This is a genomic window from Paenibacillus sp. 10L310 (genome assembly GCF_056395745.1).
This window is the reverse complement of record NZ_JBFTKC010000001.1, coordinates 836707-863135: the sequence shown is the minus strand read 5'-3', so window position 1 is coordinate 863135 and position 26429 is coordinate 836707. Positions and strand designations below refer to the sequence as shown.

Here is a 26429-nt window from a genome sequence, read left to right as displayed (position 1 = left end):
CTTTTAGAGGTAGTTCAAAAAGTCCGCTGTACTGAAACCAGACTTATTGAACACACACTTTATTTCAACATAGTTTTTTTCTATTTTCTTCCTTATGATGGCATGTTTATTGTAATCACCCCTGCTTGCCACTGTCTATGGGGTCCCGTGACCTTCACATATCAATTCTGGTGACTTCCATCCGCTCCAATTTCAAGAGTAACAAGCTTCATGTAGTAATAAATTCTCCAGTTGTAAAAAAAATCCTTCATTATTACTCAGAAGCTTCTCCCTAAAAATAAATGCTGCGCCAAGCCCCGGACTCCACGAACGCCCGATCTTGACATGCATACGATATATCACTCCTCGGGTTAGTCACCAGGATGTAGGGAGGCCTGTTCGATGAATATTCAACTCACTGCGTTACACTATGTCTATCTGGCATTTATCGTCTTGATCATCGCAGTTATGATCCGGCGCAGGGACACCACCATCATCTGTGTCGCGGGTATTATGACCATTGGACTTCTGGCAACCGAAACCTTAAGCGGGTCAGTTGCCGGGATCTTCAGCAGTTTTATCTATGCAACAAAAGAATTGCTGAGTACGATCTTTATCATCTCGATTATTGTGGCGATGAGCCGTGTTCTAATCAGAACCGGCATTAATGAAGTCATGGTAACACCCGTCACCCGGTTTATCCGTTCTCCTCAGGTCGCGTATTGGGGTATCGGATTGATCATGATGGTAGTATCGCTATTTTTCTGGCCATCCCCTGCCGTAGCACTCGTCGGTGCAGTACTGCTTCCTGTAGCCGTGCGTGTAGGTCTTCCTCCGATTGGAGCTGCTATTGCGATGAACCTGTTTGGACATGGGATTGCACTGTCGGGAGATTACATTATTCAGGGGGCTCCCAAACTTACAGCCGATGCAGCGGGTCTACCAGTCACTTCCGTCATGACGGCCAGCATTCCTTTGGTCATTGTCATGGGCACCGTATCTACACTTACAGCCTTCTGGATGCTGCGCAAAGAGATGAAATCAGGCTCACCTGTTCATTCCCCAAACGTTATATCAGGTACCGTGAGCACGGAACCTTCTTCCTCATCAGAGGCTGTGCCCACCACTCTACCCGCTAAACAGCCTGTTGAACGTCAAGCCATGTCACCCCGTCTGCAAAAGGCGTTCGCTCTGCTTATCCCTCTGTTATTCGCAGTTGATGTGATTCTGATGTTTGTATTGAAATTGCAAGGCGGCGACGCAACAGCTCTGATTGGCGGAACCGCTGTGGTTATACTGATCGCCGTTACCCTTGCCGCACACCGACATGCGGGACCAGAGGAAACGACCAATTATTTAATAGAAGGATTTCAGTTTGGTTTCAAGGTGTTTGGACCGGTTATTCCCATAGCCGCATTTTTTTATCTGGGAGATGCTGCAATTACGGAGTTGTTCATCAACCCTCTTCCTGAAGGTTCACACGGGATTGTGAATGATCTCGGGGTCGCACTTGCTGGACTGGTGCCATTAAATGATACGGTGGGCGCCATTACAATGACGGTAACCGGAGCAGTGACCGGAATGGATGGTTCGGGGTTCTCGGGGATATCCCTGGTTGGCTCGATTGCGTCCATGTTTGCAGGTTCGGCAGATTCCGCACCTGTACTGACAGCATTAGGTCAGGTTGCAGCTATATGGGTAGGTGGTGGAACCTTGATTCCATGGGCATTGATTCCTGCTGCTGCAATCTGCGGAGTCAATCCTTTTGAACTGGCAAGACGCAACCTGAAGCCTGTACTGCTGGGACTCACGGTAACAACAATTGTAGCCATCTTTCTAATCTGACCAAAGGGTTATGCTAAACCGTTCAAAAAGACGTGCGTAAACGCGCCCAGTTCCAGAGATCTTCACGTTTCATCTCTGCCAGATGCAGCATGTCCACATATGGATCTCCCTGTAGTCCAAGTACAGAAGCAAATGCAGGCTCCGTCTTCCACCCTGCCTGTTTCAGTCTGCGGATCTCACGGTGTCCCGCGTCTCCCCACAGTTGCAACAATCTCCACTCTACGATCATATGTAAGTATGCATTCTGCCTGTAAACTGGCACGGATTGGGCAAAAATCTCCACAGGCCAATGTCCCACTTGCAAATTACAAGTCACATAAGGACGTTGGTCTGGAAGATCCCCACCACGTACACATTCATACTCAGCAACGGCTCCAATTCGATTGTGTATCTCGGCTTCAAACAAGTCCAGATCCTCTGCATAACACAGCAGATCCAGATCACTGCCAGGTATATCAATATCAATTGGCACCGTTCCTGCTGGATATGGGTGATAGTCAGCTAATATATCGAGCAATCCACTGCTCTGTAACATATGATATGCGTCCTGCTGACGTGTATTAAGAAGCCAGATGTGCCATTACTTCTGCCGTATTACTCATCTCCCCGTCTTGGGCCACAGTTAGTTCGAGCCTCCTGTAATGACCTGTTTCACACGTCCCACATGACCACTCGTCAGTCGTACTTTGATTCCGTGTGGATGCGTAGGTGACTTGGTTAACAGATCCTTCACAATGCCACGTGTCAGCTTACCTGTAGCTTGATCCTGCTTCAGCACAATGTCCACTTCCAGACCTGGCTTAATATTTACACGTTGTTGTCCATTCATTATGTTCACTCTCCTCTATGTCGTAATTCATACCATGTGTACTATATAAGCCTTAAACACAAAGCTCCATCTATTGTAGACGTTTTGGTTTCAAAACAAAAGGGACACGGCAATAACCTCCTAAGGCTGGTTCCATGGTTGATATGAAGCCAAGATAAAGAAACCGCAGGTCTCTTCAACTGAGACCTACGGTTTCTAATTGGATTACCATGTTCAGGGCTGCACATGCTTCAAAATAGACGAGGGCGAAGTTCCATCCTTCGCGGCTTCGCGTGCCTTTACAGCAAGTAGCTCAGACACCGTAACGAATTGGTACCCCTGCTGCTGCAGTTTCGGCAGGATCGTTTTGAGTGCTGCTACCGTATGCGACTTGCCTTCCACCTTATCGTGAAAAAGTACAATATCCCCATTACGTGCGTTCTTCAACACTTTGTTAACGATAGCCGATACACCTGGAGAAGCCCAGTCCCGTGTATCCTGATGCCAAGACCAGAGTACAATGGTATACCCTTTTTGTTTGGCAGCCTGGATGACCATGTCATTGTAATAGCCGCCCGGTGGTCTGAACAACAGGGGACGCTCCGCGCCAGCTTTAATAATGGAACTTTCTGCTTCGTTCATATCCTTCATGTACTTGTCCGCACGTGTTGATCGAACTGCATACGTGTGCGCATACGTATGGTTGGCGATTTCATGCCCTTCGAGCTGTTCCTGCTTAATCAGTTTAGGAAATTTATCTGCCCATTTGCCAAGTACAAAAAAAGTTCCTTTAGCATGATACTGCTGTAACAAAGCCAGGATCTGCGGAGTCTGAATCGGATCTGGTCCATCATCAAAGGTAAGGGCGATGAGTTTATCCTGCGTGGGAACCTCCCACACAATCTCTCCTCGTTCCTCATAATACTGACGGTTCTTCTGTACAGGCTTTGCATAGGCAGAACTGCTACCTAGCAAAATAATTAGCGTGAACATTCCGATGACTCGGGCTACCTTCAGGTTCATGTGGTGTCCTCACTTTGTCTTCATACGTAAACTCCCTGTTAGCATTTCCCGATTCACCCGAACTCATTAACGAAAGATCTGATCCACGACTGCAATTTCCTCAGCAGTTAATTCCACATTTAATGTTTGCAGATTGTTAATGACCTGCTCTGGTCGCTTGGCACCCGGAATCAATGCATCAATAGAAGGCTGAGTCAGGTACCAGGCCAGAACCAGATGCGCGACCTCAACATCTTTGGATTGTGCTATGCTGCGCAGTTGCTCAACTTTATCGAGATTTTCAATGAAAGCTTCACCTGTGAACAGCGGGTTCTTTGAACGTCCATCCTGAAAGGTTGTATCACGATTATATTTCCCGCCCAGCAGTCCCGCTGCCAGAGGGAAGTAAGGAACAAAAGAAATGTTATGCTCAGCCGTATACGGCAACAGCTCTTTTTCCGCATCTCTTTTGAACAGATTATATTCAGATTGCAGTACGTCTACATGCCCGTCCTTGTTGGCTTCACGCAACTGATCAATGGAGAAATTAGATACGCCAATGGCACGAATTTTGCCAGCGTCTTTTAATTGTTTTAACGTATCTACCGCTTCATCCTTAGGCGTATGTTCATCCGGAAAGTGGATGTAGAACAGATCAATGTAATCGGTTTGCAGACGTTTCAACGCCTCATCCACGGCTGTTTTCAGAAAAGCAGGTGAGTTATCTATGACAATCTTGCCATCCACAAATTTATGAGCTGCCTTGGTTGCAATGATGGTATTCTGCCGCTGACCAGTTTCCTTCAGTACTTCACCAATCAGTCGTTCGGAATGCTCCGGTCCATAGATGTATGCCGTATCCAAAAAGTTAATACCTTGTTTTAAAGCTGTACGAACCACTTCCTTACCCGTCTCATCATTCAGCATGTCCGGATAGATTTATGTCCGCCTACTGCATTCGCACCCAGTCCAATGGGATTCACGATCAGATCCGTCTTGCCCAACCGAATTTGTTGTTCTGCCATGTCTCATCTCTCCTTCACTGATCGAATAAGTATAATTTAGTTGTAACGTCTTTCTTGTCCCATATTATATCAAACCGTTTAGCATATTTAAAATATCGGATTTATCGGATTAGGTGTTTTTCAGCGCAGTTGCTTCCACGTCGTTAATAAACCGGCGCAGTTTCGCAGCCACATCACGGGTGATTTCGCCGTTTTCATACAGTTGTTGCACTGTATTACGCTGTTCCTGAATCGCCACCATCTGCAACTCCAATTTCTCCTGATTAAATGGATCTTCCGTTTTCCCCTGGTTCCAGGTGCGCAATTTGGCAATTACACGCTCATACTTGGCAATGACCGACAGTGCGACTACTCGATTCCCATCGTTCATATGGGCACGAATAGCCTTAATTGCCGCTTCAGAGGTGCGCAACTTTACCTGACGGAACAGTTCTGCATTTTCAAGCATAAATGGTTGATTCGGCTTCTGGGACCGGTTCGTGAACAGATGTCCTAACACACGACCGATCTCGCTGATCGAGGTCATGAACTGAGTGTTTGCACGATTCGCCAGCATCATTTCCTTGCGATCCAGCCAGCTGTCACATTTGAAGGCCGCATCAGAAGCAATTGCATTTTCGTCTAACATTACTTCAACTTCTTTACGCTCCGCCCGGGTGGCAATCAGGTTAATCGCCGTTTCTTGTTTCTGAATATCTTTGCGTTTATCGGCGGTAAGCTGACCTGCGGCCTGTCTGATGTACTTGGACAAGTCGGAGACAACCGCGAGTGCCGCAGCTTTGTTCTCATCGTTCATTTCGGATTTGACAGCTCGTATTGCCGCATTCAGCATAATGTCATGTGCTTTTCGTTCTGACTTCTGCGGTGTTTCTTCTGTGGATTTCCCATCATCCTTGGCCAGAACTGGAAGAAACACGCTCGCCGCAATCAGGGAGAAGAGGATAACCCCTGCCGCGAGAAAAATAATCAGATCCCGTTCAGGGAAAGGTGATCCATCCTGAAGCACATAAGGAATGGAGAACGCACCCGCCAATGTTACAGCCCCCCGCACTCCAGAGAGGGAAATGATCGTAATATCCTTGAATCTGGGCCTGCCAATAGAGGATTTGGTACGCAGCAATTCATTCCCTTGCCAGAACAGATAGATCCAGAGAAAACGCAGAACCAGCAGTAGCACCGAGATCAAGCCCACATATCCCAACACCTGCAGATTATTAAACGAAACATTCTCAAAGATGGTACTCAACACATCCGGTACCTGTACACCCAAAATAACAAACACCAGACCATTGAGTATAAATAAAATGACTGACCATGTGCTCGCAGATACCACCTGCATTTTCAACTGGACCGATTCAGCGCGGTCACGCTCAATGGCGTGGATAATACCGCCTGCCACTACCGCAAGAATACCTGATACCCCAATTTCTTCACTCACCAGATAGATGATAAATGGCGTCAGGATTTGCAGCAGCATGTGAATGGTCACATCTTCCATGCCCAATCTACGGATCCATACCCCTAGCCTGATTAACAGAAAAGATAACAATGCCCCGACAAGAAGTCCGCCAATCGCAATCAGAATAAAACTGAAGGTTGCCTGCGCCAGGGAAAATACACCTGTAACCGTGGCTGCAATCGCGAATTTGAAGGCGACCAAGCCGGATGCATCATTCATTAATGCTTCACCTTCAAGAAGCCTATGTATGCCTTTGGGCAAATGTACTCGCCCTGCCATGGCACCAACGGCCACTGCATCTGTCGGGGACAATATGGCTGCAAGAGCAAAAGCAGCAGGTAACGGAATCGAAGGAATCAGCCAGTGAATGGCATATCCCGCCACGACTACTGTCACGAATACAAGTCCCAGCGCAAGCAGAAGTATCGGTGCACGCAGATTCCATAATTCATTCCTAGGTGTTCGCTTACCATCGTTGTATAACAAAGGTGCGATGAACAGTACAAAGAACAACTCCGGATTCAACGGCAGATGAACACCTGCAGGAAGCAAAGCTATGGCTACACCAAGCACAATCTGAATGAGCGGAATGGGAATAAAGGGTACAAACCGGTTTAAAATATTGGATAAACCAATCAGTACCAGTAACACAAGTACGGCAATAAATATTTCCATGATGACAATCCCTTTCCGCTATAGAAGTGGTGAAACCTTTGTTGTATAGGTTTATTTTAACATAATCCAACCTTTATTATAAAAATGTTGTCATATTCATATACCCAATCAACTCGCCTCAGACTAGTCTGAATGAAAGATTTCTGATGGATTCTGTATATAAGATGTTACAATATGCTCAGGACAATACCCGTTTGGAAAGGAACTTGCATCTATGGCATTTGGAATTAAACGACAAGAGCTTGCTGCGTGGAAGGAACAAGTGGCTCGGGGTGAGATTGCGTACCTCACTCATTTCTGGATTGACAACCGATTTCCCGGTATCACCAGTGTCACCAAAGTTGGCTGTGCAGATCTGGAACGTCTCGAACGTTGGTGCAACGATCATGGGCTGGACCCGCGATACATTCATCGGCGGCAGCCCTTTCCCCACTTTGACCTGATGGGCAGCAAGCAAAAAGAAATTTTGATCCAAGAAGGCATGACAGATCATGTGGTTCGCTTTCATTTGTAAACCAACTCAAAAACGCCAGTCTTCAAGGTTCATCCCCCCGCAATTAGGGACGAACTCATGAGGACTGACGTCTTCAAGGAATCAAGTCATATTATGGACTACCGGTGGATCTGCTCAAACGACTTCATGTTCTCCAGCAGTTTCAGTTCAATTTTCTTCAGCATGCCAAACATCTGCTGTTGCTCCTCTTCGGAAAGTGCTTGCAACAATTCCCACGTCATTCGGCCGCGATTCGCATTAAGTGTCTTGGCAAGCTGCGCGCCTTCATCCGTTAAGGACAGCCACACAATTCTCCGGTCTTCTTCACTGCGCACCCGCTGGATCAACCCTTCCGTCTCCAGTTGATTCAGTACAATGGTGGTTGCGCCGGAAGACAAACTGAGTTGTCTAGCCACATCAACCGCCATGCAGCGTTTTTCACGTAAAATCATGCCCAATATATGACTTTTTGTCGGATTCAGTTTACAGTTGGTTTCGGTCTTCTGTTGCTGATCCAATACTTTATTTTTATATCTGAAGAAGGCCTCCAACAATTGATCTACGTTTGCCAATTGAGAGTTTCGCTCCGTATCCGGGCTCATAAACGTTCCTCCGCCTTTCATCATAACCTACCTTATATTGTAACATATTTACACTATGATGTTTGTGAAAAATGCGCTTGTATCCGACACCTTATCGTTGACTGCAAGACTCTTGTTTTATTTTGGGTTTCGCCTATTGCATTATGGTAACGGGTTTGTTTATAATAACCTATATCTTTAAAGTTACTTTTAGTTACTTAATGATTTTAATAAATCTGTTGTTATAAAGTAAATAAAGCGTCACCATTATAATGCAAGGGACTTATGCACATGAATCAGAATACACAATCACAACTCAAAACGGACGTTTGCATCGTCGGCGCGGGACCTGGCGGTGCTTTGCTTTCTTATTTACTGAATCAAAAAGGAATCTCCACGATGCTCATTGAGCGGCAGCCCCACCTGCACAAGTCGTTTCGCGGGGAGTTGCTTAATGTGGATGGCGAAGCCATTTTGAATAAACACGGCCTCTATTCCCTCATTCAAGAACGAGGAGCGCTGCTCTTGGAACAGATTCAGTATTGGGAAAATGGGCAGATTATTCATACGGTATCACCGGGCAATGGAGAATCTCATGTTGGTATTCATGTACCCCAAGATCATCTCCTGGAAGCCATCGTGTCGCATGCTCAGCAGCACAATTCAAACGAACAAGTACTATTCAATACGATTATGACCGGTTTGTTACGAGACAAGAACGGCCAGGTCGTGGGTATTAACATTCGGCAGAAGGATGTTCCTGCCTCCATTGAAGCATCTGTAATTGTGGGTGCTGATGGCAGATACTCTGCTGTACGCAAACATTCCGGTATGACCCCGGAGATTCGTAAGCATGGGTATGATCTGCTCTGGGCACGCATTCCGGCACCCGTAGGTTGGGAACCCGCTGTTCGAATGGCCAGCATGGATGGTCAACAGCTCGCACTGTTCTCACAGTTCGGCGGTTATGTTCAGATTGGATGGAACATTCCCGAAGGAGCTTACTCCAAGCTGCGAGAGCAACCGATTGCTCCTTTTGTAGATAAACTTGTATCTGCTTTTCCTTGCCTATCTGATTCTGTAGCTGCCAACATTCAGAGCTGGAGTGATTTTGTTCTGTTATCTGTCGAAAGCAGCTATTGCCCGTCGTGGGCACAGGACAATGTTGTACTCATCGGTGATGCCGCTCATACCATGACACCAACCGGTGCGTTTGGACTTAATGCCGCGCTCGAAGATGCGGATGTGCTCTCCGAATTACTTGTCCAAATGGCTGCAGATCAATTCAGTTCCACTGCACAACTTCAGGAACTTCAGACGATTCGCGGTGCAAAGGTACAGCAGCAACTTGCACGACAAGTGGAGATGGAATCCTCTTTCCAACAGCGGTATGAATCCTTTCTCTAAACCCAGTTAATACAGATAAAATGCCTATATGCCCAAACAGCCGATCACTTCCTCATAGAGAAGAATCGGCTGTTTGGTTTGGTGGTTTATCTTTTTTATGTAATTCCATATCCTTCTTCATTTTCGTTTGCGTGGAGCAAACGTGTCTTCTCTAGGTGCTTCTTGTACAGTATCAACGTCCTTCGGATAGGATGAGATGTTATCTTTTTCATATACTGCTTTCTCCAGATTGCTTAAGCGGCGCAATACTTGTTTGCTTTTACGAACGATATATACAATACCAATAATCAGCAGGATCAACATCAGAATGAATATAACCATCTCCGGGTAATAGACAAATGACATGAATCCACCTCCTTTGAAAACGATTTCTCTATATCATTCTAACCTTAATGATTCAAGATGTGAACCCGATTGGAAGTTTCGCTTGTGGAATAAGGACTAAACCACCTGACACAACGACATGAACTCACCCTGCTGCAAAAGTAAAAAAGGTGGCATCCCTGATCAGGATTACCACCTTGAACCTCGAATAAGATTCGAAGTCTGTGATTATTATTTTATCCTTCTCTGCCGTTCATGGCACTAACTCGAAGTTCTGTCAGTGGCAGAGACGTTTGCTCTGGGTGAAGTAGTCTCACTGTTCGGCTCTCACCGGGGAGCAGATCGAAATAATTGTCACTGAATCGGACACGCCCAAGGGGAAGCTCCAGCTTCACCAATCGTGCAATCCCACCACTGGCCGTAACCGTAACAGACTGCTCCTCCTCGTTCACATGTACGCTCAATTGCGACTCTGGCAACGTCACATCCTTAGGATCGCGCAAGAAGTAACGATTACTCGGTGCCGCAAATCCTTCGGATATCAACTCAACCATTACTTCCTCCGCGCGTCTACCCTGTAACACCTCTACTTCAGTTAATTCAACAATACACCGTGAGGATTGGGATGTTACTTCAACAGCACGTGAGCTGGAGTAGATCTTCTCTCCATTCAATGCATAGACATTGAGTCGAAGCTCCCCTTTCAAGACGTCACGTGTATCGTTCACAACCCACAACGCAAGCGGCTCACCTGGCTCATGCTCCAGTGACAACAGAACAGGATGAAAGAATATTTTCCCATAATAAAAGGATGCCTTCGGCAGCAGTTCATAATCAATCATGGACCAGCTTGTTCCTGGCCAACTATCGTTCAATTGCCATACAAGCGCTCCGCTGTTGCGGTGATTGATGCGCCGGAAATGTTCAATTCCATATCGTAACCCTTCTGCTTGAGTAAGCATGGAGTAGTTCATATACTCTTCTATATCTTGCGGAATCCCTGTGTAACCCTCCATCAGCAAAATACCTTTCTGATGATTGGTATCTTTGTTACGATAGGCCATCTCCGGACTGCCCCAGTAAAACTGACCTGCGGGCATATTTTTCTCCAGTGTGTAACGATTGGCCGAGGCATGCATACCAAATTCACTGCTGAACAACGCATGATCCTTTTTATAATTTTTGAACGTTACACCTTCAATACTGTAGTCCAGCAGTGGTGGCTCTCCATGCTTCCTTGGATAGACCGAACCATGCCATACCTGCCAGTTGTGGCGATCCCCCACATCCGGGTCATTCGCATCCTGACCGTTGCTGTCTCCGAACGGCGAAGAAGGCCAGTACGGACGAGACAGATCCAATCGCTCTAGCACTTCAGGGATTAGCTCATGATAGATCTGTTCACCGTAGAACGGGCTGGTAATATCTCCACTTGCAGACTTCATATCATAGAGCCAATCTATTTCATTATTCCCACACCAGAGGGCAAGCGAGGCACGGTTACGCAGACGTAAGACATTGTTTTCTACCTCTTGCCGTACATTATCCATGAAATCACGATTGAAATCCGGGAACAGTGCATTCGCGAATGCAAAATCCTGCCACACCAACACCCCTTGCCGATCACACTCATCGTAGAAGACATCCTTCTCATATATACCACCAGCCCAGACACGCAGCATGTTCATATGCCCTTCCACCGACAGCTCGACAAGCTCACGATACCGAGAGTTGGGGATGGCGCCAATCAGATGATCAGCCGGGATCCAGTTGGCACCCTTGGCATATACTTTGACTCCGTTCAGGATAAAAGTACATGCATCTTCACCCCGTTCATTGTGAAGAGCCAGCTCAATCGTTCGTAACCCATAAGGCTCGCTATAACGATCCACCTCAACGCCATCGGCGAATAATGTAACCTCCAGCGTATACAGATACGGCTCACCCAGATCATGAGTCCACCATAACTGAGGTGACGTAACGTTTAATGTGGTATCTGCTATACCACCCTCTACGGGTAGTTCAGTGACACCTGCCACCTCGTGTCCACTGCGATCCAACAGACGAACATTACAGGTCGCAACCACAGCCTGCTGACGTTTCTGTCTGTTACGGTAAGACAAGACCGACTTCACATCCGCTGTGACATGTAAGACTGCCAACTCTGAACTGACTGATTCCGTACGAGCATACACATTTTCCAGCTTGGCGATTGTTCGTTTTTCCAGCCTTACTGTACCCCAGATCCCCACCGTAACCATGCGTGGACCCCAGTCCCAGCCAAAGTTCATCGCTGCTTTGCGCAACCATGGCCGTTCCTTCGTATACGAGGACCAGTCAAAGGTTTCTTTGTCCCGGTGATGCAGGTGAAGCGGATCAAACTTGACAGCAATCGCATTCCAACCGCTACGTACCAGAGATGTTACATCAAATGCATGTGACATAAGCATATTGGCCGTTTTCCCGACTTCATGGCCGTTGACATATATCGTTGCAAACGTATCCAATCCTTCGAACACTAATTCAAAGTGCTCCTCCGTCTCTGCATCTCTTACCAGATTGAAGGTTGTGCGGTACCACCATTCCTTTTGTTCAATCCAGCGACTTTTGGCATCATTATGTCCGTAATAGGGCGGATCAATGATACTGCGCTCAACCAATGCAGCATGTACATCGCCAGGCACTTCAGCCCCGATCCAGAAACGGTCATCCAGTGCAGCAGCTGCCACATCCATTGCCCGCTTCTCTCCAACTTCAAAATGCTGTATCTTCCATTGTCCCGATAAATCCTGACTTGAACTATAGGTCTTCATCAGTATGCCCTCACTCTCCAATAACCCTGAGTAATACCATATCGAAAACGTTTGCAGAAAGGCAAGACATGTTTCCTAATCTGCTCATTTCTAACTTCCCGAAGGCTTGAACGACAAAGCCTCTTCGCGATATTCACTCGGGGTCTTGCCGGTATGTTTTTTGAACAGTCTGCTAAAATATTTCACGTCCTCGTAGCCGCTGATTGCAGCGACTTCACTGACCTTCGCTGGAGACACCGCGAGCATATCCATCGCTCTTCGTATACGCATATCGGTGACAAAATCTACGAAGGTCACACCCATTTCTTTTTTAAACAGTTCACTGAGGTGACCCGGATGCAAATGAACATGTCCAGCTACCTGCTGCAGATTAATATCCTGTGCCAATGATGATTCAATATAACCGATAGCCTTCTGCACATGGGCAGCCTGTCCCTGACCCATTCGGCTATGATAGACATGCATCAGACCATACAGATGATGGAACAGCATATCCCCGAGCTCCGCAGCTTCGGCATCCGGTTCCGGCAACCAGGGCTCGAGCCTTGCGGGTTCTTCACGCCCTGTGGCTCGCATTGTGCGAGTCAGCCAGCGATGACCTGCAATGACAGCCGAGTGCAAACAAGCACTGAACGATTCTGGTGTGACCTCCGGTTCTGTAATCAGATTAGCCACAAGTTCCCGCGTCCATGTCGTTAACGTGACTGAATCATTATCCAGCAATATTGTACCAAGTCTGGTCTCCTCTTCGTGCGTAAGTACAGTTTTACCACCTTGGCGATCCTGAACGTGCTCATAATGCCATACTTTATCATCCATCAAACCCCGATATCGGAAGGCAACTGAAGCAGTTCTATAGCTTTCGTGCAGATCTGCATATCCACGCATAGGCAGACCTACCGCTGCGCGGAGGGTGCACTTCAGTAATTGCTCCACCCGACGTAGTGCACTCTCCAGCCTGAACGTAGTTTCATGTTCCACAGGCGGCCATGAAACTACACAGATAATTTGCTGTTTCTCTACATGAGCAATGGCACCAGGTAACATATCCTCCAGGGTATTCTGCACCGCAAATCGTAATAGCGCATCCGAGGATTGATCCCATCCCTCTGCTCGAAGAATAATGACTTGTCTGAGAATCTGTTCATCATCAAGGCCAACAACCCCTGCCTCTTTTCCAGCATCAGATCGCAAGAATGAAGGAAAATGGCCCGAAGCGGTGTCACCATCAATGATCCATCCAGCAAATAACCGCTCTCGATTCTCCCGCATAAGCTGGCCCTCTCTGGACTTCTCTGCCCAACGTTCCGTGATTCGCTGTTTGGCCTGTAATACGGTTTTGATGATCTCTTCCGGTTTGCTTGTTTTGAGCAGATAATCTGTAACGCCTTGGCGAATGGCCTGTTGGGCATAAGAAAAGTCATCGTATCCAGACAAAATAATGACCTCCAGCTCAGGTAACAATCGTAGTCCCTCTTCTGCCAGTTCCAGCCCCGATCTGCCTGTCATCCGAATATCCGTCATCAGGATATTCGGACGTTCCTCAGCCATGCGTGTTAACGCCTCCTCTGCCGAGGCAGCAGGTTGAAGAAGCTCAATTCCGAGTTCATGCCACGCGATAACGCTGGCAAGCCCTGTACGGATAATGACTTCGTCATCAACAATTAATAGTCTCATGGCGAACCCTCCAAGATTGGAATGGAAAACGAAATCCGGGTACCTCCCCCAACCCTGCTGTCTACTTCAAGCTGTGCATCCGCTCCATAATGGAGCAGCAGTCTCTCATTTACATTGCAGAGCCCATAACCGCCTTGGTTTAGCTGTTTTTCCGGCTGTTTTCCCTTCCATTCCCTAATACTTATCCTTAATTGTTCCAGTCTGTCCGGCTCCATGCCAACACCATCATCCAGCACCAGCACATTCATCTGTTCATTATCCGGGTCCTTACGAATCATTATGGTGATGGTACCCACGCCTGCTTTGGGCTGAATGCCATGAATCATGGCGTTCTCAACAAGCGGTTGCAGCAATAACTTCAGCATCATTCGCTTCTCAAGCGCTGGATCTACGATATAATGCAACACAAATTGATCAGGGAAACGAATCGACTGCACACGCACATAATGGCGAATATGAGCAATCTCCTGTTCCACAGGGCAGTAATCCTGACCATTATTCAAGCTGATACGCAGAAAATCACTCAGGCCCTCAACCATATCCGCAATTCTCTTCTCTTCAGACATTAAGGCAATCCAGTGAATGGAAGAGAGCGTGTTATATAGGAAGTGCGGATTAATCTGCGCCTGAAGCACCCGAAGATCCGCTTCTTTTTTGCGAGCTTCACCTCGAATAACCTCTTCCTTTAATAACTGAATATGTGCACCGAGCAGATTGTAACTCTCCCCAAGCCTGCCAATCTCGTCATCACTTTCAGATCGAAACAGAGGAAGCGGGCGTTCCGGATCAATTCGGGACAGATGCCGGGTAAGCACACGAAGCGGCCTCGTCACACGCCGCACCGTAAACCAGACCAAGCCAGCACTGATCACAGCAGACATGGCAACGGCGCAGCCGGTTAGAATAAGAATGTACCGATTCTCGGACTTGTACTGGTCGTATGGGAATGTTCCAACCAACGTCCACCCCGTCAATTCTTCCGGATAATAGAGCAACGTCCGTTTATCGTCACCACTGCCATACGTGGTGGTTCCGTTACCGCCATCCTGAATTAACGTCGAAATCCCTGGTTCGACACCTTCCAGCTTAAGTCCAAGCCGAGATTTGTCCATCGAAGACAGAATCTCTCCAGAACTGCCGATGAGCTCCAGTCTGCCTTGCCCTCTGCCTAATCCCAGAGCCGCCCATCCCTTGGATATGGCCTTCTCATCCAGACTAATGGCTAACCAGCCGATGGGTCGATAATCATGGATACTACGGATTGGCCGAACCAATGTGATCACATTTTGAATACCCGCGTAATTCTGCACCGGGTATACCCCCGTCCATTTTTTCACTGCTTCACCGCTCGGCACTGGTGGATAAGATAAGCTTGAATTATTGGATTCATACCAGGTAGCCGTAGACAATGTGGCATCGAATCGGCTTGGATATATGGCGATGTTCGCAATATATTTCTTGGAAGCAGCCAGATTGGTCATCCTGCCCAGGATATCCACCCGGTCCAGCTCATGATCTTCATTGTGACTAAGATACTGCTGAATGTCCCGTTCTCCAATCAGGAAAATGGAGAGATTCTCGGCATCCTGCAACATATAACGAAGATTTGCTTCCACCTGTTTCAGCGTATCCATGCCGGACAGCTTTGTTTTTTGCTCTGTGATGCGGGAAGAGATTAGAAAGGCGAACAGGCCCAAGGCCAGCAAAGGCACAATCATTGAAGCCGTCACAACGACGGATAGCTTCCTTTGTAACGAAGATGTGAGCCAGCGTGCCAAACGTTTCTCCTCCTCTGGATGCGCTTTCGCTTATCCTTTGACAGCTCCTGCTGTCATGCCTTTCATAACCTGTTCCTGGAATACGAGATACAAGATAATGGTTGGAATGACCGACAGGGTCATGGCAGCAAGCGTTAAGCCGTAATCCGTCTGATACCCATCCGCAAAGTTCGCAATGGCCAGCGGTAACGTTTTCAATCCGGTTTTGTTGATGAATACAAGCGCAAATGAAAAGTCATTCCACGCATGCAGGAAACTCAGGATCGTAACCGTTGACAACGCAGGTACAGACATGGGTAACATGATTCGGGTAAACAGCCCCCAAAGTCCTGTTCCATCAATAAAAGCTGCCTCTTCAATATCACGTGGAACACTTGTCAGATAAGCCGTAAGCACAAAAATGGCCGTAGGCAATGCAAAAGCCGTATAAGGTAATATTAAGGCCCAGTACGTATTTAGCAAGGACATCTGTTTCATTAGAATAAATAAGGGCACAAGCGTACTATGGATCGGAATGAGCATACCAACAACAAAGAAGGTCATGATTAACCCTTTCCAGCGAAACTGGAAACGAGCCAGGATGAATGAAGCCAGCGCTGCAATAAACAGCGTCAGAATAAGTGAACCCACCGATACGATTAGTGAATTGCCAAAAGCAGTCCCTAGCCTGGAGCTTTCCCATGCATTGCTGAAATTGGCAACATTCCAGTTTTCCGGCAGACCAAAGGGCCTGCTATAGAAATCTTCATTTGTTTTGAATGCACTAATCACGAGCCAGTAGAACGGATACAATGTTAAAATACCATAGACCGTTAACAGCGTCCAAACAATTCCGCTACGTAAGCGACGAATCGGATGGCCCGAGCTGCTTCGAGGTGATGGCATGGATACAGGTGTCACGCGCATGATAGCTCCTCCTCTCTATTGATTCTCTTTTCGTTTGCGACTGGTTAGCCACTGGCTTGTTCCGATCAGCAGCAGGGAGATCAGTACGATGGTTGTGGAGATCGCACTACCAAAACCATATCGGTATGTTGTAAAGGTTGAATTGTACATATACGTTGCAAGCAGTTCCGTCGCATGTGCCGGACCACCCTTGGTCATGATGTAGACCAGATCAAATGATTTCAGACTACCCGAAATACATAGAATGATCGCTACCTGAACCGTACCCCAGATTATGGGCAAAGAGACCGATACCAGTTTCCGGATTCCTGAAGCACCGTCTATTTTGGCAGCATCATGAATCTCGCCTGGAATATTCTGTAGTGCCGAGATAAAGATAATCAGATACAACCCGACAAAGCTCCAGAGCAGCGGCGGTACCAATGAGAAGATGGCAATCTTGTCATCGGAAAGCCATTGCAGCTTCCAACTTTCCAGCCCCAGAGCGTCCAGCAGAAAGTTCAATATCCCGATCTGCGGATGATAGATATACTGCCAGATCATACCGATAACGACAGTGGATAACACCATCGGTAGAAATACGGCTGAGCGCAGAAACCGCTGTAATGGATTGCTTTTGTGTAAGATGACCGCCAACATCAACGCTAACGGAATTTGTCCAAACACCGATGCCAACACAAAAATAACGTTATTTTTCAGTGCCCGCCAAAACACAGGATCATGCCAGATCTCCACGTAATTATCCACACCAATATATTTGGATGCGCCGATGCCGGACCAGTTGAAGAAACCGTAGTATGCCGACCACACGACCGGTACAAATACAAACAATGCATAAATGATGACTGCCGGGGCCAGCCCCAGCATAATAAAACGCCGACTGCGCAGTGCGTTCATCTGTTCACTTCCCTTCCATAAATGCCTTTACCAACTTGCAACTGACTATCTCATCCATACTTAAAACCCCTCCCCTGCCGGGAAGGGGTTTTAACGAATGGTTACTGACTAACTGCATTGGCTTGAGCCGCCTGAATTTTAGCCGCAATGTCTTCGGCCTTGCCGCCCATAAGCAACTCTTGCAATGCATTATTAATAACCTCAACCGTTGCCGATCCCAGCTTGGAATCGTATACTGGCGTGATCTTCACTTCTTGCATCAGATCATATAATTCTACGAACAATGGATGTGCTTTGGTTTTGTCCAGATCAATCTTGTAACTCACCAATGTGCTGCTATCCAATGTGGCCTTCTGACCATCAGGTCCTGCCAGCGCATAGAACAGCTCCATCGCTGCCTCTTTTTGTGCACCGCTCAGCTTTTTACTTACACCCAACCCGGTTCCTACTACACCGGATGTTGTTCTTGGTTCACCCTGACCTCCGTCCACTGGAGGAAGAATCGTAATATGTGTGTTGTTCAACACCTCTTCAGGTGCATTGTTCACCAGATTTGCCAAGGCCCATCCGCCGTTCATGACCATCGCTGCCTTACCTTGGAAATAAAGCTGCATCATCTGTGTCTCATCGATACTGTTGAATCCATCTTGGAATGCTTTGGTGTTGCCAAGCTCCTGCATCTTGTTCAGGGCTTCAATAAATTGTGGATCGGTAAAGCTTGCACCCTCTTGTGCTGTCGCTTTCAGGAACCAGTCCGTACCGGTAATCCGATCAGCCAGTGTACTGAATATCGTTGATTGAGCTACCCAGTTGGCCTTGTTGCCAAGTGCCATGGGAATAACTTTATTTTGATTAAAAGTAGCAATCGCTTGTTCCAGTTCCGCCCACGTCTCAGGCACTTTTACGTTGTACTGCTTGAAAAGAGCTTCATTATAATAAATGAAGGAACTTGGCGCCAGATTCATGGGCACGGAGTAGATATTCCCGTCCACGGTGTATCCGTCCAATGCATTCGGGATAAAGTTGTCTTTCCACTCCGGCTTTGCGTCCAGCTCTGCATTAATGGGCTGTAACAGATCCCCTTTGACAAATTCCTTCGTCATGGCATCCGGCCACATCACGAACAGGTCTGGCATCTCGTTGGCAGCGGCCACTGTACGAAGCCGGGTTTTGAGACCATCTGTTGGCAAGCCTTCATCTACAACTTCAATATCTGGATGCGCCGCGCGAAAATCTTCAATAATTTTGCGCATCGCAACCGCCTTTGCATCCTGTCCGGTCCAGTTGTGCCAGAGTGTGACGGTTACTTTGTCATTCCCACTGCCTCCTTCTGAAGTGTCCCCGCCAGCACAGCCAGCCAGAATAATGGAGAACAATGTTATTGCCAGGAAACCTGAAAGCCATTTTTTCAACATCTCTATAATCCCCCTCGGCGATTTGAATACACTTATTGTAAATGGTAACGCTATCATACCGTAAGGTGACGATCCACGGATGCAGGGGTGAAAAATATCGGTTCCCCTGTTTGGAATTTACTTTGCTGACTTATTGTTCATAACATATAAAAAGAGCCCTCACAATGAGAGCTCTTTCTTGTTGCAGCCGTCGGCAGCTTCACCCAGGCTATATATAATGAATAAGTGCTAAATCGTATTAAATATGGATTGCGTATTATTGGATACTGTTTTTCACCAGTTCTGCAAAAGCTTCGGACCCTTGCGTAGTGAGATGTACGCCATCTTTTTCAAAATATTCGTCATGTCCCTCACTTGCACTGTTCCAGTCAATCAACGAGACATTGCTGTATTTGGATGCTGCCTCATTCAACGCCCTGTTCACCGTTCGTTCCCACGGACGAGGTACGCGCACAGTAACCAGATATACCCGATCCTCATCCTTCAGATAATCAAGCACAGCATTCAAGTTTTTGGAGTTAAAGGAACCATTCGTCCCGAGCTCCAGCACCACTTTGCTGCCCATTTGGTTGTTTTGCTTCAGACCTTCCAATACATCGCCTGCCTGCCACATCTGACGACCAACATGTCCGTCCACATACACTCCCGATATACTTTGCTCCAGATACGGTTTTGCATCCAAAATGACCGAATCTCCAATAACGGTATAATGAACTTTTCCATCCTCGGCAGGAGGAGCCGTTTCTTCATTGTCCTGAGATGAATCAGGTGCATCATCCGCATGATCCGTATTATCGGATTGATTCGCTCCAGCGTCATCTGGTGTATCATTCTCGTTAGTCACGGAGTCATCAGCCGGCTTATCTTCAGACTGACCGTCCTTGCCAGGATTCACTGAGTTGCCTTGGTCGTCAGGTTTTGAGTCTGGAGCAGACTCTCCTGTTGGCTTCTCATTTTCCCCCGGATCATCTTTCGTTCCTGCTTCCGGTTTATGGGTATGAGCATCGTTCTTTTGGCCAGAGCCTGACGTTCCTGTAATAGCTGGCAACACATCCTGTCCCTGTTCCTCCGCTACGGAATTCTCTCCATTCAATGTGTTGGACATCGATACCGAATGGGAATCGGAGTTCGCTGCATGTGAAACCATCATCTGAGATACCGTATAGGACAACAGCAGAATCGTCATCAACAGACCTGCCCGCTTCCACCATACGTTACGTATACCGATCGATGACCGCCCTCTTCCCCATAATCGGGACCAAGAATCACGGAATCCATTGTACCGAATCGGATTTTCAATATATTTAAGGGACAATGAGGCTAGTACAACCGTTACAGCAACCTGTAAAATGATGCGTACAGGATGTGCTCCTCCCGTATCCACCGCGGGATTGGTTAACATAATGACAGGATAATGCCACAGATATAATCCGTAGGATCGCTCTCCGATCCAGCGTAATGGCTTCGCGCCAATGATACGTGCCAGGAAAGACGATGGGTGAGCCAACACCGCTACCAGCAACGTTGTTGCGATAGCCTGAAGCACCATGCCCCCTTGATACAGAAACGGATCGTATTCACTGCTGTTCAGCATCATGTAGATTAACAAAGCGAGCGCAGCAAGTCCCGACACATCGAGCACAAGCCGGTTCATGCCAGACAGAGAGTTCGATAGCTTGCGACTAGGCCACACCACGGCAAGAGCAGCACCAGCAAGCAGTGCGAATGCCCGCGTGTCTGTTCCATAATATACACGGCTCGGGTCCAAATCCGGATTATACATGATGGCCATTGCGCCAGCAGATAATTCAGCTGCGACGACAATGAAAACGACCAGCCATCCCTTTCTTTTGAACACTACGATTGCTGCGATCAGTAGAAGAGGCCATATAAGATAAAATTGCTCTTCCACAGCCAGTGACCAGAAATGTCCAAACGGTGATGGAGGGCCAAAACTTTCGAAATAGGAAACGTTGTGAAAGATATACCACCAATTGCTTATGTATAATACACCCGAAACGATATCACCACGAAGTGCAGCAAGCCGGGATGGATCTGTACAAGCCAACCAGATCATCACCACAGCTGTCATAGTCAGCATGCCTGGAAGCAAACGCCTTACCCGTCTTACCCAGAAATCACCGAGTGAAATGCGTCCATGTTCCTGCCACTGTGACACGAGAATATCTGTAATTAAATATCCCGAGAGAACAAAAAATATACCTACACCGAGCAGTCCGCCCGGAATAAAATCCAAATTCAGATGATACGCGATTACCGCAAGTACAGCGATGGCTCGCAAGCCGTCAAGTCCGTTCATATGTCTCTTACGATTTAACGATTGTGACATGCATGCCCCTCCTTGTTACTGTGAGTCAACAACATCGGTGTTGGGGGCATAAAGGAACTCCTGATCGTTCTGGTTGTCATTAACATACGTATTGCACCTTCCATCTTTCATTTACAACATAAGAAAAGCTTCTGTTAGAAGCACGATCCGATGATGCGACATTCTGTGTGAATTCTATAATCTTAAAGAAGACGAGTTGCCTGTCCATTAAGTTTAATTATTAAAATATTCTTTATATTCATTCGTGAGTTCACGTTTAGCATTATACGCCCGTATTAAGCCTTATACTTTACAGGAATAGTTACAAACGATTAAACCGATGTAACCTTTCCTGCCAGCTCATATAGCTGTAAAATCATACTCTAATTTTGTCGTTAAATATAGTACTTTTCATCGAGTGGCTAAAATTACCTGTCCCGCTTGCGCAAACCAGCATACCCACACACAACTCGATTGAAACAATTGAATTCATAACAAAAGGCTGCCGACTTGCTCAGCAGCCAATATCCATTATAAACCTATGTCAGACCGGATTGAAAGTTTTGCTCATAATTGCTTCTTCTTGCCTAGGACCCTAGAGGTGGAACGGGTGAATCTTTTCTTCTGTCCTCGCATCCATGATCCGGTATGCTGAACGCCCTGTGTACATTGGGATTTGCAACTTCTCCAGATCAACCATTCCATTCTCCAGAAAGTACTTCTGATCCTGATATCGCTGCAACACTTCGCCTGCAATCCATTCATGGTCACCATATGTCGTAATCTCCATAACCTTGCATTCATAAGCAAAATAAGCATCTGTCAAAATGGGTACACTTACCTTGATTCCTTCCTCATACGGAATGCCGAATCTTGTGAATTTATCCGTATCTCTCCCACTGAACGTTCCTGCAGCTTGAATCCACTCCGATCGATGACCTGGCAGGAAATGAACACCGAATACGCCACTCTTCTCAATGAGTTCATAGGAGTATGTTTCCTTACGAAGGGAGATGCCGTATACGCCTGGTGATGATCCGATGTATGTATGCCATCCGGACGCCATCACATTCTGGACTCCCTCATGACGTGAAGTCACCACCGCTACCATTCCAGGATAAGAATAAAATATAGGTTCTTCTATCGGCTGACGCATCTAATCCCCTCTCTTCTTCGTTATAAAGACAATTTTAATTATAAAGGAAAGAAACAGGTTGAAAAAGCGTTTTGCAGACGATTTCGCTATAAGCGACATATTCACTATCATGGTATACTGAAATGGTCAATTTCTAAAAATACGATACTGGGAATGTGATAGGATATGGTCAAATCAGTCAAATATACCTCCTAAATAAAGACATTCAAATTTAGGAGGTTATAACTTATGTTTAATTCAATCGTGTTAGATCAGTGGGATCGAAAGCCATACTTTGACCACTACTTGAATCAGGTCAGATGTACCTACAGCATAACTGCTAATCTGGATATCACTCTATTGATCAACGAACTGAAGCTTAAAGGATTGAAGTTCTATCCGGCTCTTATTCATATGATCTCTACGGTCGTCAATGCACACAGGGAATTTCGAACTTGTTTTGATGCCGAGGGGAGATTGGGCTACTGGGACGAAATGTCTCCGAGTTATACAATTTTTCATGAGGACAACAAAAGTTTCTCAACGATCTGGACAGCATTCCATGAAGATTTTGAGACGTTCCACATTCGTTATCTGGAAGATATGAAGAATTACAAAGATCACAAACAATTTGTTGCCAAACCCAATGAACCGCCAAATACTTTTCCCGTTTCCAGTATTCCTTGGGTGAACTTTACGGGATTTAATCTGAATATTTACAATGAGGGAACCTACTTGTTGCCTATTTTCACGATGGGGAAATATGTTCAACAGAACGATAAAGTATATCTTCCCTTATCCGTTCAGTTACATCACGCCGTGTGCGACGGCTACCATGCTGGTGTTGTATTTAATGAATTGAAATCACTTGCAGATCGATGCCAAGATTGGTGTTAGTTAGCTAAATGACAAAAAGGCATTCCTGACTTCGTAATGGAGTCAGGAGTGCCTTTCTTTTTCTCTTTTTTTCAAAAGATATTTAATTGCATTTACTGTACCCACAGTTGCTGCATGTTTTGCAACCTTCCACATTCATCAGGGATGCCGAGCCGCATGAAGGACATAAATCTCTCGATTCGGTAAAGGTTTTCTGATCCTCCACTTTTGGATACGTGCTCTCCACTTGACTCTGTTCTTGTAATGCTCCAGGTTCGTTCTCCTGCACATCGCTCTGTACATGACTTTCCAATGCTTTGGCGACTGCATCAGCAATCGATTCAACCCTATTGGCTCCGAAGCCAATCGCGCCCGAACCACCGATTCCCTTGAGATGTTTGATCAACAGTTCAACCTTGTGCCCATGGTCTCCGTATCGAAGGAACAGAGAGCATACTCGACCGAGTGCCTCAGCCATGGCAAACACATCCGATCCCGCTTTGCCCACGTTCAGGAAGATCTCACCCGGCGTTCCCTCCAGATCATTGATCGTAATGTAAGCCATCCCAAATGGCGTATTGATTTTGTATGTCGCACCGCGCAGTACTTGAGGACGGCTTCTGTATTGTTTATCCAGTACTGTAGATGAGGACGGGGCTTGATCGGAAGAATGCGTTTTAACACCAACCTGGCTATTGGAAGTTCCATCACTTGCCTGTACTTCAGCATTATTCGGGTTTTCTATTGCAGATACGACTGTCTTCTCTTCAGCTTCCGCCGTGTTCTGATCTTCAGCCTGGGTCGCTTCCTTCTTCGACGTGGACAACACCTGCACATCCCTACTGCCGTCGCGGTATATCGTTACTCCCTTGCAACCAAGGTCGAAGGCCAGTTCGTACAGCTCAGCCGTATCCTCCACTGTAAAATCAGCCGGACAGTTGGCCGTCTTCGAGATCGAACTATCCACCCATTGCTGGATCGCAGCCTGCACCCGGATATGATTCTCAGCCGACAGATCCATCGCCGTCACATAATAGTCTGGTAAAGCTTCACCCGGATGTTTATCCAGCCAATCTTGCGCGATCGGTACGAACTGTTCATCATAACCTAGACGGCTTTGACGGAAATACTTGAAGGCGAAATACGGCTCAATACCTGTTGATGTGCCCACCATCGTACCTGTACTTCCCGTTGGCGCTTGTGTGATCAGTGTGACATTTCGAATGCCCTGTTTACGAATGGCCTCTCCCACTTCAGGGTACGTCGCAACCATGTTTTTCATGAATCCACTCTGTAAATACGGTTCAGCTTCGAAAGCTGGAAAAGCTCCCTTCTCTGCTGCAATCTCTGCCGATGCCAGATAGGCCTCCTTCGCCATGAATCCATACAGTTTATCCAGAAAAACAAGAGATTCAGGACTGCCGTATCGAATACGCAGCTTAATCATCAGCTCTGCCAGTCCCATTGTGCCAAGCCCAACCCGGCGTTCACGCTGCTGATTCAGTCTATTTTCCTCAAAATGATATGGTGTTGCATCGATAACATTGTCCAAAAATCTAGTCGAGATGCGAGTGGTTTCCGCCAGTTCATCCCATGCCACATCATGATTTGTTTCATCGTAGAATTTGGACAGATTGATCGCAGACAGATTACATACACCCCAGGCAGGCAGACCCTGTTCCGCGCAAGGATTAGTACAGATAATCGGATTGAAATACCAGCTGTTGGACATCTGGTTATAGTACTCCATGAATACCACACCAGGCTCTGCCGATTTCCAGGCTGATTCAATAATGGTATGCCAGATTTCGCGCGCCTTCAGTGTACGATAGTGCACCACCGAATGACCTGCGGCTTTCCATTGCTGCATATCCCCGTTCCACTCGGTATCATAGTCTGGATCGTTTGTATCGGGAAAAACCAAATCCCAATCTCCGTCCTGCTTGACAGCCTGCATAAATGCGTTGCTCACACATACAGACAGATTGGCATTGGTCACCTGCCCCATCGTTTGTTTCACGGTAATAAAATCAAGCACATCCGGATGCCAGTCATTCATCATCAGCATGAGCGCACCCCGGCGGCTTCCGCCCTGTTCAATCAGTCCAGTCGTATAACTGAACAATCCGCCCCACGATACGGAACCGCTGGATGATCCGTTGACACCTTTCACCACCGCTCGGCGAGGACGCAAAGAGGACAAATTAATGCCAACACCTCCCCCACGTGCCATAATCTCCGTCATCTCGGTCAAAGTCTTCATGATTCCACCCCGACTGTCTTGCGGAGACGGAATGACATAACAATTGAAAAGTGTCAGCTCATCGCTTGCCCCCGCGCCCGCAGCAATGCGGCCTCCGGGTACTAACTTCCAATCTTCCAACACAGAGCGGAACTTGGACTCCCACGTTGCCCGCTTATCGGCTGTGGATTCGACAGAAGCCATCGCTTTGGCAAGACGGTCCCACATCTCTTCCGGTGTTTTTTCTATGTTGAGTGTCAATTTCTCCACACTTGTCTCGATCATCTCTCCGCTTCGAGTTCTTACCTGTACAAGCTGACCCTGACGTTCTATGATTTCGCCCACTTCCTTGGTTGGGAACTTCGGATCATCCTTCGTTAATACCAATACCACATCTCCTACCTTGGCATGATTCGAATCAGCGTCCTTCCAGGCGTATCGGTCCAGAAATATTTTTTCGCTAAGTCCTTCTAATTGGTACGATCGTTGGTTCGATTTCATCGCTACGTTCAACCTCCCCGGTATAAAGCTCCATTTTCACTATAAAAGTAAATTATGACGAAACACCACATATAGTGATATAAAAACAGTATATTACACCATATATTGATTTTCCATGCGACTTTTATCACAGACCTTATTTTATAGACTCCCTATACACGGACAAGCTTCTTGTAAATAAACTGTAGTTCACATTGGTTCAACTAAACTTTTTACACAAGAACGGAGAGGACAGAAATAACCTGAAGAAGCGAAGCGTTGG

At 46.8% G+C, this 26429-nt stretch carries 19 protein-coding genes and 1 pseudogene; 4 read left to right on the top strand and 16 right to left on the bottom strand.

Annotated elements, in window-relative coordinates; all coding sequences use genetic code 11:
* Positions 1-381 precede the first annotated feature (381 nt).
* Positions 382-1824, top strand: a complete 1443-nt coding sequence (locus AC1DE7_RS04215; protein WP_477533786.1) for a hypothetical protein — start codon at positions 382-384, stop codon at positions 1822-1824.
* Positions 1825-1846: 22 nt separating this feature from the next.
* Here AC1DE7_RS04215 and AC1DE7_RS04210 read toward each other — a convergent pair whose 3' ends face one another.
* The 5 genes and pseudogenes from AC1DE7_RS04210 to AC1DE7_RS04190 all read right to left on the bottom strand — a co-directional run bounded on the left by AC1DE7_RS04210 (position 1847) and on the right by AC1DE7_RS04190 (position 6793).
* Positions 1847-2359: a DUF4269 domain-containing protein gene (locus AC1DE7_RS04210; protein WP_477533785.1), complete on the bottom strand. Its 513-nt coding sequence runs from the start codon at positions 2357-2359 to the stop codon at positions 1847-1849.
* An 87-nt stretch (positions 2360-2446) separates the two neighbouring features.
* Positions 2447-2653, bottom strand: a complete 207-nt coding sequence (locus tag AC1DE7_RS04205; RefSeq protein ID WP_076249872.1) for a YwbE family protein — start codon at positions 2651-2653, stop codon at positions 2447-2449.
* 213 nt (positions 2654-2866) lie between these two features.
* Complete coding sequence (locus tag AC1DE7_RS04200; RefSeq protein WP_477533784.1) at positions 2867-3655, bottom strand: polysaccharide deacetylase family protein; 789 nt, start codon at positions 3653-3655, stop codon at positions 2867-2869.
* A 66-nt stretch (positions 3656-3721) separates the two neighbouring features.
* Positions 3722-4659, bottom strand: a pseudogene (locus tag AC1DE7_RS04195) (aldo/keto reductase).
* Positions 4660-4768: 109 nt separating this feature from the next.
* Positions 4769-6793, bottom strand: coding sequence for a Na+/H+ antiporter (locus tag AC1DE7_RS04190; protein WP_341006832.1), 2025 nt, complete (start codon positions 6791-6793; stop codon positions 4769-4771).
* Positions 6794-7007: 214 nt separating this feature from the next.
* Here AC1DE7_RS04190 and AC1DE7_RS04185 point away from each other — a divergent pair, with 214 nt between their 5' ends.
* Positions 7008-7307, top strand: a complete 300-nt coding sequence (locus tag AC1DE7_RS04185; RefSeq protein WP_047842412.1) for a hypothetical protein — start codon at positions 7008-7010, stop codon at positions 7305-7307.
* Between the two features lie 98 nt (positions 7308-7405).
* Here the strand turns inward: AC1DE7_RS04185 and AC1DE7_RS04180 are convergent, their stop codons facing one another.
* On the bottom strand, positions 7406-7888 hold the full coding sequence (locus tag AC1DE7_RS04180; RefSeq protein WP_036609579.1) for a MarR family winged helix-turn-helix transcriptional regulator: 483 nt from the start codon (positions 7886-7888) through the stop codon (positions 7406-7408).
* A 270-nt stretch (positions 7889-8158) separates the two neighbouring features.
* Between AC1DE7_RS04180 and AC1DE7_RS04175 the strand changes: the two genes are divergently transcribed.
* A complete protein-coding gene (locus AC1DE7_RS04175; protein ID WP_477533783.1) occupies positions 8159-9274 on the top strand; it encodes an FAD-dependent monooxygenase in 1116 nt (371 codons plus the stop codon).
* 117 nt (positions 9275-9391) lie between these two features.
* Here the strand turns inward: AC1DE7_RS04175 and AC1DE7_RS04170 are convergent, their stop codons facing one another.
* The 9 genes from AC1DE7_RS04170 to AC1DE7_RS04130 form a co-directional block, all read right to left on the bottom strand.
* Positions 9392-9619, bottom strand: coding sequence for a hypothetical protein (locus tag AC1DE7_RS04170; RefSeq protein WP_477533782.1), 228 nt, complete (start codon positions 9617-9619; stop codon positions 9392-9394).
* Positions 9620-9834: 215 nt separating this feature from the next.
* The gene (locus tag AC1DE7_RS04165) at positions 9835-12411 is read right to left on the bottom strand and encodes a beta-mannosidase (RefSeq protein ID WP_477533781.1); all 2577 of its coding nucleotides are present in this window, start codon (positions 12409-12411) and stop codon (positions 9835-9837) included.
* 90 nt (positions 12412-12501) lie between these two features.
* Positions 12502-14088, bottom strand: a complete 1587-nt coding sequence (locus AC1DE7_RS04160; RefSeq protein WP_477533780.1) for a helix-turn-helix domain-containing protein — start codon at positions 14086-14088, stop codon at positions 12502-12504.
* A complete protein-coding gene (locus AC1DE7_RS04155) occupies positions 14085-15866 on the bottom strand; it encodes a cache domain-containing sensor histidine kinase (protein WP_477533779.1) in 1782 nt (593 codons plus the stop codon). The genes AC1DE7_RS04160 and AC1DE7_RS04155 overlap by 4 nt, the downstream gene beginning before the upstream one ends.
* A gap of 30 nt (positions 15867-15896) precedes the next feature.
* Positions 15897-16751, bottom strand: a complete 855-nt coding sequence (locus AC1DE7_RS04150) for a carbohydrate ABC transporter permease (RefSeq protein ID WP_165790059.1) — start codon at positions 16749-16751, stop codon at positions 15897-15899.
* Positions 16752-16787: 36 nt separating this feature from the next.
* A complete protein-coding gene (locus tag AC1DE7_RS04145; RefSeq protein ID WP_047842406.1) occupies positions 16788-17669 on the bottom strand; it encodes a carbohydrate ABC transporter permease in 882 nt (293 codons plus the stop codon).
* Positions 17670-17770: 101 nt separating this feature from the next.
* Positions 17771-19084: an extracellular solute-binding protein gene (locus tag AC1DE7_RS04140; protein WP_091017469.1), complete on the bottom strand. Its 1314-nt coding sequence runs from the start codon at positions 19082-19084 to the stop codon at positions 17771-17773.
* A 256-nt stretch (positions 19085-19340) separates the two neighbouring features.
* Positions 19341-21434: an acyltransferase family protein gene (locus AC1DE7_RS04135; protein WP_477533778.1), complete on the bottom strand. Its 2094-nt coding sequence runs from the start codon at positions 21432-21434 to the stop codon at positions 19341-19343.
* A gap of 574 nt (positions 21435-22008) precedes the next feature.
* Complete coding sequence (locus tag AC1DE7_RS04130; protein ID WP_076318443.1) at positions 22009-22569, bottom strand: flavin reductase family protein; 561 nt, start codon at positions 22567-22569, stop codon at positions 22009-22011.
* Positions 22570-22797: 228 nt separating this feature from the next.
* On the opposite strand from AC1DE7_RS04130, the gene catA reads away from it, so the two are divergent.
* Positions 22798-23445: a type A chloramphenicol O-acetyltransferase gene (catA, locus tag AC1DE7_RS04125; protein ID WP_477533777.1), complete on the top strand. Its 648-nt coding sequence runs from the start codon at positions 22798-22800 to the stop codon at positions 23443-23445.
* Between the two features lie 82 nt (positions 23446-23527).
* On the opposite strand, the gene AC1DE7_RS04120 is transcribed toward catA, so the two are convergent.
* Entirely contained in the window at positions 23528-26167 is a 2640-nt protein-coding gene (locus tag AC1DE7_RS04120) for an adenosylcobalamin-dependent ribonucleoside-diphosphate reductase (protein ID WP_477533776.1), read from the bottom strand.
* Positions 26168-26429 lie beyond the last annotated feature (262 nt).